Source organism: Brachybacterium sp. AOP3-A1-3 (assembly GCF_052378285.1).
Lineage (GTDB): Bacteria > Actinomycetota > Actinomycetes > Actinomycetales > Dermabacteraceae > Brachybacterium.
The window spans coordinates 19,985-35,272 of record NZ_JBQSXM010000014.1 but is presented as its reverse complement, the minus strand read 5'-3'; the positions used below and the strand labels follow the sequence as shown (position 1 = coordinate 35,272).

General features: G+C 68.9%; 10 protein-coding genes. 4 read left to right on the top strand and 6 right to left on the bottom strand.

The features are described from left to right. The first annotated feature begins 29 nt into the window (after positions 1-29). The 3 genes from ACT3T5_RS15325 to ACT3T5_RS15315 all read left to right on the top strand — a co-directional run bounded on the left by ACT3T5_RS15325 (position 30) and on the right by ACT3T5_RS15315 (position 5,367). Complete coding sequence (locus tag ACT3T5_RS15325) at positions 30-2,150, top strand: beta-galactosidase (RefSeq protein ID WP_444594809.1); 2,121 nt, start codon at positions 30-32, stop codon at positions 2,148-2,150. Positions 2,151-2,174: 24 nt separating this feature from the next. Next, on the top strand, positions 2,175-3,176 hold the full coding sequence (locus ACT3T5_RS15320) for an acetylxylan esterase (protein ID WP_444594808.1): 1,002 nt from the start codon (positions 2,175-2,177) through the stop codon (positions 3,174-3,176). Positions 3,177-3,693: 517 nt separating this feature from the next. After that, a complete protein-coding gene (locus ACT3T5_RS15315) occupies positions 3,694-5,367 on the top strand; it encodes an ABC transporter substrate-binding protein (RefSeq protein ID WP_444577337.1) in 1,674 nt (557 codons plus the stop codon). Between the two features lie 66 nt (positions 5,368-5,433). Here ACT3T5_RS15315 and ACT3T5_RS15310 read toward each other — a convergent pair whose 3' ends face one another. From ACT3T5_RS15310 to ACT3T5_RS15295, 4 genes are all read right to left on the bottom strand, one after another. Beyond that, a complete protein-coding gene (locus ACT3T5_RS15310; protein WP_193118698.1) occupies positions 5,434-6,483 on the bottom strand; it encodes a LacI family DNA-binding transcriptional regulator in 1,050 nt (349 codons plus the stop codon). Positions 6,484-6,730: 247 nt separating this feature from the next. Beyond that, positions 6,731-7,657, bottom strand: a complete 927-nt coding sequence (locus tag ACT3T5_RS15305; protein WP_444577529.1) for a carbohydrate ABC transporter permease — start codon at positions 7,655-7,657, stop codon at positions 6,731-6,733. An 8-nt stretch (positions 7,658-7,665) separates the two neighbouring features. Then, positions 7,666-8,640 carry an ABC transporter permease gene (locus ACT3T5_RS15300; RefSeq protein WP_444577338.1) on the bottom strand — a complete coding sequence of 325 codons (975 nt, stop codon included), beginning with the start codon at positions 8,638-8,640 and terminating at the stop codon, positions 7,666-7,668. 34 nt (positions 8,641-8,674) lie between these two features. After that, positions 8,675-10,348: an ABC transporter substrate-binding protein gene (locus ACT3T5_RS15295; protein ID WP_444577340.1), complete on the bottom strand. Its 1,674-nt coding sequence runs from the start codon at positions 10,346-10,348 to the stop codon at positions 8,675-8,677. 504 nt (positions 10,349-10,852) lie between these two features. Between ACT3T5_RS15295 and ACT3T5_RS15290 the strand changes: the two genes are divergently transcribed. After that, positions 10,853-11,563 (top strand): DUF624 domain-containing protein, encoded by a 711-nt coding sequence (locus tag ACT3T5_RS15290; protein WP_444577341.1) that lies wholly within the window; start codon positions 10,853-10,855, stop codon positions 11,561-11,563. On the opposite strand, the gene ACT3T5_RS15285 is transcribed toward ACT3T5_RS15290, so the two are convergent. Both ACT3T5_RS15285 and ACT3T5_RS15280 read right to left on the bottom strand, forming a co-directional pair. Beyond that, entirely contained in the window at positions 11,514-12,764 is a 1,251-nt protein-coding gene (locus ACT3T5_RS15285; protein WP_444577343.1) for an endo-1,4-beta-xylanase, read from the bottom strand. The genes ACT3T5_RS15290 and ACT3T5_RS15285 overlap by 50 nt on opposite strands. Next, positions 12,764-15,229, bottom strand: coding sequence for a beta-glucosidase (locus ACT3T5_RS15280; RefSeq protein WP_444594807.1), 2,466 nt, complete (start codon positions 15,227-15,229; stop codon positions 12,764-12,766). The genes ACT3T5_RS15285 and ACT3T5_RS15280 overlap by 1 nt, the downstream gene beginning before the upstream one ends. Between the last annotated feature and the right edge of the window lie 59 nt (positions 15,230-15,288).

The window sequence follows — 15,288 nt, the reverse complement described above, 5'->3', positions numbered from 1 at the left end:
CAGCTCGTGCGCGGCGAGGAGGTCACGGCATGAGCGCGCACGAGGCCCCTGCCAGGGAGACGACGAGCCCGTCTGCCCAGGACATACCCGCCGTCCCGTCGGCCCCAGCCGCCCCGTCGGCCGCGTTCGCCCCCTCGGCGTTCCTGTTCGGCGGCGACTGGAGCCCCGAGCAGTGGGACCGCGACACCTGGCGCGAGGACATCGAGCTCATGCGCCGCGCGAGGGTCAACACCGTGTCGCTGGGGATCTTCTCGTGGGCCTCCCTCGAACCCGCCGAGGGGGTCTACGACACCGGATGGTTGGACGAGGTGATCGAGCTGATCACCGCGGCCGGGATCGGGTTCTTCCTGGCCACACCCACCGCCTCGCCGCCGCCGTGGTTCACCCTCGCCCACCCCGACGCGATGCCGGTGCGGGAGGACGGCGTGCGCCTGACCCATGGCTCGCGCGACACCTATGCGGTCAGCGCCCCCGCCTACCGTGACGCCTCGCGGCGCATCGCCAGGATGCTCGCCGAGCGGTACGGCAGCCATCCGGGGCTGCGCGGCTGGCATCTGCACAACGAGTACGGGACCCTCGACCACGGCCCGCACGCGGCACGCTCGTTCCGTACCTGGCTGCAGCGCCGCTACGGCAGCCTCGAGACGCTGAACCAGGAATGGTCCACGGCGTTCTGGTCCCAGCGCTACGGCGACTGGGAGGAGATCACCCCGCCGCGCACCACCCAGTACCTGCACAATCCCGCGCAGCTGATCGACTTCCGGCGCTACAGCTCCGACGAGATGCGCTCGGCGATGGTCGAGCAGCGCGAGGAGATCCGGGCCGCGGGCTCGAGCGCCCCGATGACCACCAACTTCATGCTCCCCACCTGGAACCATCTCGAGCAGTGGAGCTGGGCCGACGAGCTCGACGTGGTGTCGCTGGACCACTATCTCGACACCACCGGACCGGACGCGGAGGCCCACGTCGCCTACGGCTCGGACCTGTCCCGCTCCTGGTCCGGCGGCCCGTGGGTGCTCATGGAGCAGAACGCAGCCGGGATCTCGCTGGGCGATCGCACGATCCCCAAGAGCCCCCAGCGGATGATCCGCCACTCGCTGGGCTACATCGCGCGCGGCTCCCAGTCCTCGCTGTTCTTCCAGTGGCGCGCCTCGCTCGGCGGCTCCGAGCAGTGGCACAGCGGGCTGGTCCCGCACGCCGGGGCGTCCACCCGACGCTTCGAGGCCGTGTGCGAGCTCGGGTCGATCCTCGAAAGGATCGCCCCGGCGGTGCGGCTCCCGGCCGACGGGCCCCTGGTCGAGGCGGAGGTCGGAATCCTCTGGCACGCCGACGGCTGGTGGGCGCTGGAGACCCCGCACCTCCCGAGCGACACCATCCGGTACTCCGACGAGGTCCGAGCCACCCACCGCTCCTTCTGGCGCGCCGGGATCCCCGTGGACTTCGTGCGTCCGGGCGCCGACGCGAGCCGGTACCGGCTGCTGGTGGTGCCCTGCCTGTACCCGCTCTCGGACGAGCAGGTCACCTGGCTCGAGCAGTACGTCGAGGCCGGCGGCGAGCTGATCGTGACGTACCTGTCCGGAATCTCCGACGCCTCGCTGCGGATCCAACCGGGCGGCTACCCGGGGCGGCTGCGCGAGCTGCTCGGGGTGCGGGTCCAGGAGATGCTCCCGCTCGAGGCCGGCGTACAGGTCGCGCTGGACGACGGCAGCGTCGTCGAGGAGTGGACCGAGCTGCTGGAGACCACCGATGCGGACGTGCTCGCCGTCCACGCCCAGGGCGAGCTGCGCGGGCTCCCCGCGATCACGAGCAGCGCCCGCGGATCCGGGCACGCCGTCTACCTCTCCGCCCGGCTGCGTCAGGACTCCCGCGACGCCTTCTTCGCGTCGGCCGCGGAGCGCCTGGGTATCGCCCCGACGCTGACCGGCGCGGCGGAGCAGGGCCTGGAGGTCGTGCGCCGGCGCGGTGACGGCCCCGATCACGTGTTCCTGCTGAATCACGGCAGCGAATCGGTGACCGTGCGCGGCGACGGACCTGAGCTGATCTCCGGACAGGACGGCGCCTCCGGGGTGAGAATCGACCCCGGTGACGTCGGTGTGATCGCCCTGGCACCAGGCGCACCGCTCGACCTGCTCCCCCACACCCCGTCCTGAACCCCAGTCCTGAAAGGGCCTCCGATGCCGCTGTTCGACCTCCCGCTCCCCGCTCTGCACGAGTACCTCCCCGAGCTCGACGAGCCGGCCGACCTCGACGAGTTCTGGGCGGGCACGCTGGATCGCGCCCGCACCGTCGAGCCGCTCCTCGAGATCCGGCCCGTGGAGACCGGGCTGTCCCTGGTGGACACCTGGGACGTCACCTTCAACGGGCACGACGGGGCCCCGATCCGTGCCTGGTACCTGCGCCCTGCCGGCATCGAGGCCGACCTCCCGGTGGTCGTGCGGTACATCGGCTACGGCGGCGGGCGCTCGGAGCCGATCGAGCATCTGCTGTGGCCGAGCGCCGGCTACGGGCACCTGGTGATGGACACCCGCGGCCAGGGCAGCCGCTGGGGCTCCGGCGGGGACACCCCGGATCCCGTCGGCTCCGGACCCGCCGCCCCGGGATCCATGACCCGCGGCATCGAATCCCCCGAGACCTCGTACCTCACGCGGCTCATGACCGACGCCGCGCGTGCGGTCGATGCGGCCCGCGCGCTCCCGGGCGCCGACGGGCGCGTCGTGGTGACGGGCGGCAGCCAGGGCGGCGGGCTCGCGATCGCCGCGGGCAGCCTGGTGCCCGACGTCGACGCGGTGATGGCGGACGTGCCTTTCCTGTGCCAGATCCGTCGGGCGATGGACATCACCGACGCCGACCCCTACCAGGAGATCGTCCGCTATCTCGCCGTGAAACGAGGCCGCGAGGCGGCCGTGGAGAACACGCTCCGGTACGTCGACGTCGTGCATCTCGCGCGCCGGGCCCGGGCCGACACGCTCTTCTCGGCGGCGCTGCGCGACATGACCTGCCCACCCTCGACGGTCTTCGCGGCGTACAACCACTACGCCGGACTCAGCGGCGCGACCCCGAGCAAGGACATCGAGGTCTACCCCTTCAACAACCACGAGGGCGGCGCGGCCACACAGAGCATGATCCAGCTGGCCTGGCTGCGCGACCGGGTGCCGGCCGAGGCGACTGCTCGCTGACCCGGCTGGCCGGAGCAGGGCGAGAGGCACGGCCGGGGCGACCGGGGCGACCGGGGCGACCGGGGCGACCGAGCAGGTCTGGACGACCGGCACGACCGGCACGACCACTATGACCGCTACGACCGAAGGTCTCCGTCACCCGGGCACCATATCGAGCGGCTAAATGTTCTCTGCAAGACCGACGCGTTGTAGAAAGTTTTCTAGAAACATTTCTCATGGCACCGACCGTGCACGCCGCGATACGCCAAGGCCACGCCGCTGACAACCCCGCCACCATGCACATCGTGCGAACCCTTGACGAGCACCGCCGAATTCCCTACCCTCAACTCACCTGAATAGGATTCCTGCATTTTCGGAAACTTTCTAGTTGTCTTCAGGGGACGTCGGACGGTGGCAGTGACGCCACCGTCGGCCGTCGCAGTCCACGGCTCGCCACCTCCGCGCCGGCCGTGCCCCGGGGAGCGGCGATGGGCCCTCCTCGCTGATCGACACCTTCGAGCCACACCGGGAGTCCCTCATGACCCGTCCGACCCCAGGCCCCTTCACCAGCCGGCGCAGCTTCGTGGGCCTCAGCGCCGCGGCCTTCAGCACCTTCGCGCTCGCCTCGTGCGGCAGCAGCTCCCCCGAGGACGCCGCCGATCCCTCGACCCTGGACGTCGGGGCGATGGAGTCCTTCGAGGCGGACCAGCAGTTCACCGCCACGGAGCCGATCACGCTGTCGATCCTGTGGACCGACTGGCCCGAGAACCCCGTGCAGGACACCTGGCAGGTGTTCGACCGCATCAAGGAGCTCACCAACGTCGAGCTCGAGCTCACGCACGTCCCTTTCAGCGACAACGTGGAGAAGCGGAGCCTGCTCCTCAGCGCGGGGGACGCCCCCAGCGTGATCCCGCTGATCTATCGCGGCGACGAGACCCAGTTCGTCTCCTCCGGCGCGATCCTGCCGATGAGCGACTACATCGAGCACATGCCCAACTTCCGCAAGTACGTCGAGGAATGGGACCTCGGAGAGATGCTGGACAACATCCGCCAGGCCGACGGGAAGTACTACATGCTCCCCGGCCTGCAGGAGGTCTGGGTCCCCTCCTTCTCCCTGATCATCCGCAAGGACGTCTGGGAGGAGATCGGCATCGGCATCCCCACCACCTGGGACGAGGTCCACGAGGGGCTCACGGCGATCAAGGAGAAGTACCCCGACTCGCTGCCGCTGGCCGACGGCTTCGAGGGCCAGTCGCTCATCAACTACGGCGGCTACGCCTTCAACACCCGCGCCGGCTGGGGCTTCGGCGACGGCATGATGGGCGGCCACGACGGCCCGATGACGTACGCGGCCACCTCCGACGAGTACAAGGCGATGGTCGAGTACTACCGGAGCCTGGTCGAGGAAGGGCTTCTGGACCCCGAGTCCCTGACTGCCGCGAACGACGGCAGCGGCGCCGCGAGCATCGACGCGAAGTTCGCGAAGGAGACCTGCTTCGCCGCCTCAGGCTCCTCGGGCACCGTCTTCGAGTTCGCCCAGGCCATGGACGAGACCCTCGGCAAGGGGAACTACGAGCTGCAGCTCATCCCGCCGCCTGCCGGTCCTGGCGGGAACATCATGGGGCCCCGGAACTTCTGGCACGGGTTCATGCTGAACTCCGAGATCGCCTCGTCGGAGAACTTCCTGGCGATCCTGCAGTTCATGGACTGGCTGTACTTCAACCCCGACGCCCGGGAGATGACCCGATGGGGTGTCGAGGGCGAGACCTACACGAAGGCGGAGGACGGCGAGATCACCCTCAACGAGGGGTACTCGCTGGACAGCTTCGAGCTGAACACCGGCGCCGGGACCGACATCCTCAAGGATCTCGGCTTCTCGACCTACCTGGCGGAGGCCACCGAGTCCCGATCACTGAAGCAGTCCTACAACTCCGAGGACTTCACCGCCTATATCGACGGGGTGCTCGAGAGTCTGGAATCGATGCCGCCCTGGGCCCCCGCCCCGCTGGAGGAGGGCGAGCTGGAGCAGGCGTCGCTGATGGCGACCCCGATCAAGGACGCCGTGGACACCGCCACCTTGCAGTTCATCATGGGGGAACGGGACATGAGCGAGTGGGAGGCGTTCGGCCAGGAGCTCGAGGCCGCCGGCCTGCCCGCCTACGTGGACCTGATCAACACCGCACGCGATCGGTTCGTCGAGAAGAAGGGCTGAGTCCCCCGCTCGCGCCCTTCCGGCCCGTGCACCGCGAGCGCCTCGCTCGCGGTGCACGGCCGGTGGTCAGGAACCCTGCGGGGAGACAGGCGCCGTCGACTCCCGCTGCACCAGGTGCGTCTCGAGCTTGAACGGGTGGGCGAACAGCCCCGGGTCCGAGGAGAGCGCGAGCAGCCGCTCCACGGCCACCTGTCCCATCGAGAACAGCGGCTGACGCACGGCGGTGAGCTGGGGATGCGTCCAGCTGGCGATCATCGTGTCGTCGAAGCTGACCACGCTGAGCTCCTCGGGGACGCTCACGCCCAGCTGCCGGGCCGCGCGCAGGGCGCCCACGCCGAGGGTGTCCGCGACGGCGAAGATCGCGGTGGGAGGCTCGGGCAGCCGCAGCAGCTTCTCGGCATTGCGCTGGCCGTCCTCGTAGCCGAAGGATCCGTGCTGGATGAGCGCGGGGTCCACCGGGATCCCGGCCTGCGCGAGGGCGCTGTGATAGCCCTGCACCCGCTGCCGGGCGGGGACGGAGCCCTCGGGCCCGCCGATGATGCCGATCCGTCGGTGACCGAGGTCCAGGAGGTGCTGGACGGCGAGCGACCCGCCCTCCCAGTTGGTCGCCGAGATGGTGACGACGCCCTTGGTGTCCGGGCCGATCGTCACGGGGTCCACGGCGATGAGCGGCAGCTTGAGGTCCTTGCTCCAGCGGGCATGCTGGGTCCCGATCGGGGAGGTGACGGCGATGAGACCCTCGATGCCGCGCGCTGCGATGTCCGCCATCTGCGCGCGCGTGGGCCCGGCATAGCCCTCGCCGCGCTCGTCGACGCTGATGACCAGCAGGTCCACGTCGGCCCGACGGGCGGCGCGCTCCGCACCCTCGAGCACCTGCAGCGCGTACGGGCTCGTGAGCGTGTCGAAGTGGATCATCACCGAGCGACGACGGTCGGTATCGCGTCGCTTCGGCTGATAGCCGAGCTCTCGGGCCACCTCGGCGACCTCCTGGCGCGTGGAGTCGCGCACGTCCGCGCGACCGTTCATCACCTTCGAGGCGGTCGCCAGCGAGACCCCCGCCTTCTCGGCGACGTCCTTCAGGGTGACCCGGCCCTGCCGGGCAGCATCCTCTGGCATGTCCACACCCTCACCTCTCGACACGAAGCCCTCGTCGGCACCGATCACCCGAGGGTAACCGTGCCGGACACCCTTCATCGCAGGGCACCCGCCCCACAGCCTAAACTCTGATCGAAGTTTCGATCATGCTTTCGGATGTTTTCTGCAGAGATCGTCAGTCACTCCGAGGAGTGGGCGGCCGATCCGAGGATCGACCGCCCGCTCGCACGTTCGCACGTTCGCCAGCACGCCAGCTCGTACGGTCGCGTCAGCCCTTGACGGAGCCGAGCATGATGCCGGAGACGAAGTACCGCTGCACGAACGGGTACACGCTCAGGATCGGGATGAGGATCAGGATCATCGTCACCGACTGGATGTTGGCGTTGATGTCGCTGACGCTGCCGCCGGACGCCGCAGCCCCCTCGGAGGCTGCCGTCGAGGCCCCGGCGATCAGGTTCCTCAGGAACAGCGTGACCGGGAACAGATCCGTCTTGTCGAGGTACAGGAACGCGGCGAACCAGTCGTTCCAGTACTGCACCGAGTAGAACAGCACCATCGTGGCGATGACCGCCTTGGACAGCGGCAGCACGATGCGGAAGAAGATCCCGAACCAGGTGAGACCGTCGATATGCGCGGCCTCCTCGAGCTCGGTGGGCAGGTTCTCGAAGAACGCCTTCATCACCAGGAGGTTGAAGACCGACAGCGCCGGCGGCAGGATCACCGCCCACATCGTGTTCTTCATCCCCAGGGAGGAGATGAGGACGTAGTTGGGGACGATGCCGCCGTTGAAGAACATCGTGAACACGGCGATGCCGATGAGCAGACCGCGGCCCTTGAGGTGCTTCTTGGACAGCACGAAGGCGTACGAGGTGGTCAGGACCATCGCGATGGTCGTGCCGATCACGGTGTAGACCACGGTGTTGCCGTAGCTGCGCCAGAAGGCGCCGTTGTTCGCGACGGCCTTGTAGGTGTCGATGTTGAAGTCGACCGGGAAGATGCTCACCTTGCCCGCGTTGATCGCCCCCGCCGAGCTGAAGGACTGCGCCAGCAGCATGACGAACGGGTAGAGCATCAGGGCGCACATGAGCACCAGGACCGTCATGTTGACGACGGTGAACACCTTGTACGAGGTGGAGTCCTTGATACGGGACGTCCGGGCCGCGACGGGCGCCTTGCGGGGCGTGTCCGGGGCCATTGCTTCGATCACCACAGGCTCGTCCCCACCAATCGCTTCGAGATGAAGTTGGCGGACATGACCATCGCGAATCCGATGATCGCCTGGAACAGGCCGATGGCCGCCGCATAGCTGAGATTGTTCGACACCAGGCCGACGCGGTACAGGTACGTCGAGATGACATCTCCGGTCGAGTAGGTCATGGGGTTGTAGAGGAGCAGGACCTTCTCGAACCCGACGTTGAGGAAGTTGCCGATGTTGAGGATCAGCAGCGTGACCATCGTCGGCCGGATCCCCGGGATCGTCACGTGCCAGGTCTGCTGCCAGCGGTTGGCCCCGTCGATGCGCGATGCCTCGTAGAGGCCGTCGTCCACGGCGGTGAGCGCGGCGAGGTACAGGATCGTGCCCCAGCCGACGGTCTGCCAGGCCTCGGAGGCCACATAGATGAAGCGGAACCATTCGGGCTTCTGGAGGAACGAGACGGCGTCCCCGCCGAAGGCCTCCGTGATCTGGTTGACCGTCCCCTGCAGGGACAGCAGCTGGTAGACCATGCCCACCACGATCACGACCGAGAGGAAGTGCGGGAGGTAGCTGATCGACTGCACGATCTTCTTGAAATGCGTCCGACGCACCTCGTTGAGCATGAGCGCCAGGATGATCGGCAGCGGGAAGCAGACCACGAGGGTCATGCCGCCGATGATCACGGTGTTCGTGAAGACGTTCCAGAAGGCGGGATCATGGATGAACATATCCACGTAGAGCATTCCCACCCACTCGTCGCCGAAGATGTTCCCGCCCGGCCGGAACCGGCGGAAGGCGATGACGTTGCCGAGCATCGGCAGGTAGCGGAAGATCGCCAGGAAGATCAGGGGCGCGATTGCGAAGGTGTACAGCGGCCAGTCGCGCCGCAGCGCCCGCTTCCACGCTCCCGGTCGGCGTTTCGGGGCCGGGGGTCGCGGCGCAGGCTCCTGCGCCGCGACGTCCCGTGTCTGTGCCAGGGTCATGTGATCACCCGTTCCGTCTGCTGATCAGCCCCGCTCAGCCGTTGGCCTCGACGAAGCGGTCCCGTGCGGTGTTGAGCAGCTCGAGGTACCGGTCCACACCGGCCGCCTGCAGCTCACCGACGAAGGCGTCCCACTCGCTCATGTCGCGCTCGCCCATGATGAACTGGAGCGTCCCGGTGTCCACGGCGTCCTTGATCGGGGTCGCCAGGAGCGAGGCCTGCTCGAGCTCGGTCTCGTCCATCGGCGTGGGCGGGAACGGCTCGCGCGGGGTCCGCGTGGTCAGCACGTCGTCGATGTACTGGACGAACTCGGGCGTGCTGTAGGACTCCTTGAGCGCCCGGGACTCGGTGGACTCGGCCGGGAAGGTCGAGAAGCCGAGGTCGACCTTGATATCGGTCTCGGCACCGGCGTTCAGCGCATAGTCGTCCAGCGAGTACCCCTTGTCGAGCTCGATCGTGCCGTCGTCCGCCTTCGTGAAGGTCACGTCCTTCTCGCCCCAGCGCAGCATGTCGCGCGCGTCGGGATTGAAGTAGAGCCAGTCGACGAACTGCAGCGTGGCCAGGAAGTTCTCCGACTTCGTGATCTCGGAGCTGAGCATGAAGCCGTGCCAGAAGTTGCGTGGCTCGACCTTGTCGCCGGCGGGACCGCCGGGCGGCGGGATGAGCGCGACGGAGAAGTTCCCGTCGCCCACGGTCTCGTTCAGCGCGGTGGCGAACTCGATCGCCGTGCCGGAGGAGCCCGAGGCCGCGAAGCACTGCTCCTTGGCGAACTTCTCGTCGACGCCCGCTGCGCCGCTGCCGTCGTTCGAGGCGGTGAGGGACTCCTTGTCCAGCAGGCCGTCCTCGACCAGTCCGCGGAAGTAGTCCACCAGCTGCTTGTACTCGTCGGTGGTGGCGACGTAGGTGAGCTTGCCGTCGCTCCCCTCGATCGCTCCGTCGCCGAAGCCCCAGCCGGCCTTGGTCCCGAAGGCGTGGGCTGCGTAGTTGAGCATGGACTGCGCCTCGAAGCCATCTGCCAGCGGCACGGAGTCGGGGTACTTCTCCTTGATGAGCTTGAGCCCCTCGTGGACCTCCTCCCAGGTGTTGGGCACAGCGCCGGTGACCTCCTCGAAGATGTCCTTGCGGATGACCAGGCTGAACACCGGGACGGAGACCTCCTGCAGGCCCGGCACCATGTAGTACTTGCCGTCGGCCTGCTTGAGGTTGTTGATCATGTCGGCGAGGTCCCACTCCTCGATGTACTTCTGGAAGTTGGGCATCTTGTCCGCATAGTCGCTCAGCGGCACGACGGCGCCGGAGGACACGAAGGGGGAATCCTCGCCGGTGTAGACCAGCGGGATCAGGGTCGGCGCATCGCCGGCGCTGATGAGGAGGCTGCGCTTCTCGGTGGCATCGCTGAACGGGATGTGCGTCAGCGTGACGTCGACGTTCGTGAGCTCCTTGATGAGATCGAAGATCCGCCAGGAGTCCTCGACGGGAACCTCGGGCCAGTCCGTCCACAGCATGCTGACCTCGAACGGCTCAGCGGCCGTGAACTGCGTGTCCGCGGCGTAATTCTCCATCGCTCCCACGTTCTGGGACTCGACGTCGACCTCCTCTCCGGAGTCGGAGCCGCAGGAGGCCAGAGCGAGCGTCCCGAAGGCCGCTGCGGAGAGTCCCACGAAACTGCGGCGGGTCTGCGAGAGATGGAAGGGGTGCGACGTCGTCATGGCCGTCTCCTCGTCGAGATCATGGCCGTACCGCAGAAAGCGGCCGGCTGAACGGGTGGAGCATGAACTGCTGGCACTGCTGAGTCCGATGGAGTGATGCTGCGCCCGTCCTGGGCGGCATCCGGATCGGTTCTCGAGGGAGCAGGGCGGCGATGATCGACCGCACCCTGTTCCGTAGGGCTGACTGCCGCGCGTCATCGTGCGGCAGGAAAGCGCACCAATACTTTCGCTGAAGTTTCGGTGTGAAACTTAACCTAGCGGGCACGAGCGTGCTGGTCAAGAGGTTGGGTATCACGTGAGAACCCCAGTGACGCTCGCGCCGACATGGCATTCACCAGCACGTTCTCGTGAATGTGCGAGAGAGCGCTCTCCCGAAGGGCCTGAAACGCAGGTAACAGTTGCGCATCGTCGGGGCCTGAGAGAGCGAAAGTTTCTCTTTTCGGCGCAATACTGTAGGGGGCGCCGGGTAGCCCGACAGCCCATCACGCCCTCGAAGGAGGCCCGATGTCACCCGCACGGCAGAACCGCAGCGTGCTCACCGGTGTCACCGAGTGGGTCTACTGGCTCGTCGCGATCGACGTGCTCCTGGTTCTCGCGAGCTCCCCCATGATCCTCGTGTGGACGATGCTGTCGGCGGACCCTCGCAACGCCCTGCTCCTGGTCATCGCCGCCCTGCCGGTGGTGCCGGCCGTCTCCGCGGCGCTCTACGCCTGGCGCCGGCGGTCCGAGGACCGCGACCTGGTGCCCGCCTCGCGCTTCCTGCACGGATACCGGGCGAACCTGCTGGACAGCCTCAAAGTGGGTGTTCCGGCGGTGCTCGTGCTCGGGATCCTCACGGCGAACGTCACCTTCGGGACCCAGCTGGGCACGGCGAGCTTCAACGCCGCCTTCCTGGTGCTCGGGGCGCTGGTGCTGCTGGTTCTGGTGCGGGCCCTGACGATCGTGTCGAACTTCCGCTTCCGCGTCGTGGACGTGCTGCGGCTCTCGATGTTCACCCTGCTCACGAAGCCGCTCTCGACGCTGGCCCTGGTCTCGCTCGGGGTGCTCACCCTCGGGCTCGTGCACTTCGTCGGGAGCTTCATGCTCCTGCTGGCCGGCTCGCTGCTCACGGTGGCCCTGTGGCACTCGGAGAAACCGGTCGCCCGGCTCCTCCGAGAGCGCTTCGTCAGCCCCGACGCGGACGACCAGGAGCCGGCGCCGGCACCTGCTGCGTGAGGAGTCCCCCGCGCGGCACCGTGACCTCGTGGACCTGCCCGTCGGTCTCGACCGTGTAGTCCCCGGCGAATCCCTGCAGCTGGACCATGCCGTTCTCGTCGGCCCGATGCTCGGCGCGATGCACCCACCACTGATCGCGGATGAGCTCGCGCAGGGCGTGATAGCCCGGCTTCGGGGTCCCCTCGGCCCTCACGAGGCCCGCGGGGGCGCCGAGCCAGGCGGAGGCGTCGTCCAGCCCCCAGTAGGTGAGCGATTCCGCGGCCGGGTGCGCGAGCACGGTGCGGTAGTGGCGCACGAGCTCATCAGCCTGGCGCTCCTCGCCCGCGGGCGTCGAGGGCCAGGAGTCGACCACGTAGTCGTTGAGATCGCCGATGTGGGAGGGCATGAGATCGCCCGAGACCAGCGTTGTCTCGGTCATCTGCAGGGGCAGACCGAAGCGGGAGAAGCGCTCGAGCACCTCGGCGATCTGCTCCTCGCCCCGATACCCCTGATGCATGTGGGTCTGCAGGCCGATCGCATCGATCTGCACGCCGGCCTCGAGGCATTCCTCGATGACGTCCTCGTAGGCGGGGGTGAGGTCGAAATCGTTGAGCACGAGGCGCGCCGTGGGGTCCGCGGCGCGGGCGGTCTCGAAGGCGAGGCGGATGACGTGCATCCGGCCGCGGGCCTGCGCCAGGCGCGTGACCGCGTTCTCCTCGGCCTCGAAGACGGGCAGGATGACGGTCTCGTTGATCGCATCCCACTGGTCGACGAGCCCGGCGAATTCGCTCGCCTCCCGGGTGATCCGCGCGCGGATCGCGTCCTCGACGCCCTGATCGTCCTTCTCCTGCAGCCAGGTCGGCGCGAGGGTGTGCCACAGCAGCGGATGACCCTTGATCCGCACGCCGCGGTCGCGGAGGTGCGCAGCCAGGGCCCGCAGGCGGTCCGCGTCCGTGGTCCCGGGGGTCTGCTCGTACCAGCGCCAGTAGAAGGGCAGCGTGGCGGTGTCGAACAGGTCCAGCCACAGCCCCTCGAGCTCGGCGGCGGCCTGGTCGCCGGGCTGCGCGAGCGCGAAGGCGGTGCAGCCGAAGCCGAAGGCGTGCCGGGCCTGCTCCACCGTGACCGACGCTCCCGGGCGCGGCGCGCCGTCGGCGTCCACGACCTGCAGCTCGATCGGTTCGAGCCGGTCGCCGGGCGCCGATGCGGCCGACGGGGCCGCCATCAGAGCCCCTCGGGGACGCTCGCGGCGGCGGTACCGGCGCCCCCGACAGCAGTGCCGACGTGCGTGCCTGCGGTGTCGGCGGGCGTGCCAGCAGTGCCGGCGGGCGCTCCTGCGGCGACCGACGCGGACGGCGACGGCATCTGCCCGCCACGCAGCCGTGCGACGTCGGACGGGGTGTCGAGCACCCGCTCGCCGTCGCCGACCACGCGCACCGCGCCGGTGATCCGGAAGGACTCCTCGAGTCGCATGTCCTCGCTCGAGGAGCCCACCCGCACGCGGAACTCGCCGGGCTCGACGATCCGCTGGTAGTCCTGGCCGAGGAACGAGGTGCGGTCGGCGTGGAGGCGGAAGGTGACCCGGGCGCTCTCCCCGGCGGCGAGGGCGATCTTCGTGAAGCCCACCAGGCGCTTGAGCGGGCGCACCACGGAGGCGACCGGATCGCTGAGGTAGAGCTGGGCGACCTCCTTGCCGTCGCGGTCACCGGCGTTGGTGACTGTGGCCGCGATCTCCACGGTGCCGTCAGCCGCGATCTCCGCGGCGGAGAGCTCGAGGTCCGAGTACTCGAAACGGGTGTAGCCGAGCCCGAAGCCGAAGGGGAACAGCGGCTGGGGGTCGATGTTCGAGATGCCGTCGCTGACCCAGGCGAGCACCGGGGCGAGGTAGGTGCCGGGCTGGCCGCCCATGCCGCCGGGGATCCCGATCGGCAGGCGACCGGAGGGGTTCACGCGCCCGGAGAGCACACCGGCGAGCGCACTGCCGCCCTCCTCCCCGGGCATGAACGCCTGCACGATGGCGGCGCAGCGGTCCACGTAGGCGCCGAGCGCGTAGGGCCGCCCGGTGACCAGCACCAGCACCACGGGGGTGCCGGTCCCGAGCACGGCTTCGACGAGCTCGTGCTGGGCACCGGGCAGCTGCAGGTCGGCGACGTCGCAGCCCTCACCGGAGGTGCCGGCGCCGAACAGGCCCGCGATATCCCCCACGGCGAGCACGGCGACGTCCGCGGCCTCCGCGGCGGTCACGGCCTCGGCGATGCCGTCGGTCGAGGTATCGGTGAAGTCGGTCCCGGCCACCGTGGTGACCGTCGAGTTCGGGAACTCGGCGGCCAGGCTCTCGGCGAGCGAGGGCACGGCGACCGAGGTGCCGTTGTCCTCCAGGCGGGAGAGCACGTGGTTGGTGAAGCTGTAGCAGCCCAGGAAGCTGCGCGGCTCGACGGCGCTGGGGCCGATGAGGGCGATGCGGCCCGGTGCGGCCAGCGGCAGCACGGCGGACTCGTTGCGCAGCAGGACGATGGACTCCTCGGCCACGCGCCGGGCGAGCTCGCGGTTCTCCGCGGGGTCCAGGTCGATGGCCCCGCCGGTGGTGGCGGGATCGAACTCGGGGTCCAGCAGGCCCAGCTCGACCTTCTGGCGCAGCACGCGGCGCACGGCGGCGTCGAGCACCTCGACCTCGAGCTCGCCGGCCTCGATGGCGTCCAGCAGCTCGGGGAAGGTGTTGGTCTCGGGCAGCTCGACGTCCATCCCGGCGCGCAGGGTGGTCACGGCGGCGTCGCGCGTGGTCTCCACGACGCGGTGCATGGACTGCAGGAAGTTCACGGCCCAGTAGTCGGAGACGACGGTGCCCTCGAAGCCCCAGGTGTCCCGCAGCAGCTCGGTCATCAGCCAGCGGCTGGCGGCGGGGGCGATGCCGTCGATGTCGGCGTAGGAGTTCATCACGGAGCGGACCTTGCCCAGGCGCACGGCCATCTCGAAGGGCACCAGGTCGATCTCGTGGAGTTCGCGCAGGCCGATGGAGACGGGCGCATGGTTGCGGCCCGCGCGGGAGGCGGCATGGCCGGCGAAGTGCTTCAGGGTCGCGATGACCCCGGAGCTCTGCAGACCCTTCACGTACTCGGTGGCCAGGATCCCGGTGAGATACGGGTCCTCGCCCATCGTCTCCTCGATGCGGCCCCAGCGGTAGTCGCGCACGATGTCCAGCACCGGGGACAGACCGTGGTGGGTGCCGATCGCGCGCATGTCCGACCCGATGCGTGCGGCCATCTCGCCGATCAGCTCGGGGGCGAAGGAGGCTCCCCAGGCGATCGCGGCGGGGTAGGTGGTGGCCTCATGGGCCATGAGCCCGGTCAGGCACTCCTCGTGGGCGATCGCCGGGATGCCGTGCGGCGAGCCGGCGGTGACGGCGCTCTGCAGGCGGCGCAGGTTCGACACGCCCTCCTCGGCGGTGAGGGGCGCGCTGCCGAAGGCGCGGGTGATGTGCCCGAGGCCGTTCTGGACGGCGTCCTCGAAGGGGTCGCGGCCTTCATCGAAGGTGGACTGCATGGGCGCGAAGCCCTCGGCGTCCCCGATCTCGGGTCGTTTCCAATAGCTGCCGAGCTGGGCGATCTTCTCCTCGGGGCTGAGATCGGCCAGCAGCGACTCCACGCGCTGCTCGACGCTCACGCTGGGGTCTCTCCACGGGGCAACGGTCATGAGGTGCTCCTTCGCACGGCCGACGAGACGGCGGCGTTCCCGCACGTCTCGAGTTTCAG

Excerpts from the sequence above, each read along its gene's own strand:
- ACT3T5_RS15290 (WP_444577341.1), top strand. The coding sequence starts at position 10,853 with ATGTCACCCGCACGGCAGAACCGCAGCGTGCTCACCGGTGTCACCGAG.
- ACT3T5_RS15295 (WP_444577340.1), bottom strand. The coding sequence starts at position 10,348 with ATGACGACGTCGCACCCCTTCCATCTCTCGCAGACCCGCCGCAGTTTC.
- ACT3T5_RS15325 (WP_444594809.1), top strand. The coding sequence starts at position 30 with ATGAGCGCGCACGAGGCCCCTGCCAGGGAGACGACGAGCCCGTCTGCC.
- ACT3T5_RS15300 (WP_444577338.1), bottom strand. The coding sequence starts at position 8,640 with ATGACCCTGGCACAGACACGGGACGTCGCGGCGCAGGAGCCTGCGCCG.
- ACT3T5_RS15305 (WP_444577529.1), bottom strand. The coding sequence starts at position 7,657 with ATGGCCCCGGACACGCCCCGCAAGGCGCCCGTCGCGGCCCGGACGTCC.
- ACT3T5_RS15320 (WP_444594808.1), top strand. The coding sequence starts at position 2,175 with ATGCCGCTGTTCGACCTCCCGCTCCCCGCTCTGCACGAGTACCTCCCC.
- ACT3T5_RS15315 (WP_444577337.1), top strand. The coding sequence starts at position 3,694 with ATGACCCGTCCGACCCCAGGCCCCTTCACCAGCCGGCGCAGCTTCGTG.
- ACT3T5_RS15310 (WP_193118698.1), bottom strand. The coding sequence starts at position 6,483 with ATGCCAGAGGATGCTGCCCGGCAGGGCCGGGTCACCCTGAAGGACGTC.
- ACT3T5_RS15280 (WP_444594807.1), bottom strand. The coding sequence starts at position 15,229 with ATGACCGTTGCCCCGTGGAGAGACCCCAGCGTGAGCGTCGAGCAGCGC.
- ACT3T5_RS15285 (WP_444577343.1), bottom strand. The coding sequence starts at position 12,764 with ATGGCGGCCCCGTCGGCCGCATCGGCGCCCGGCGACCGGCTCGAACCG.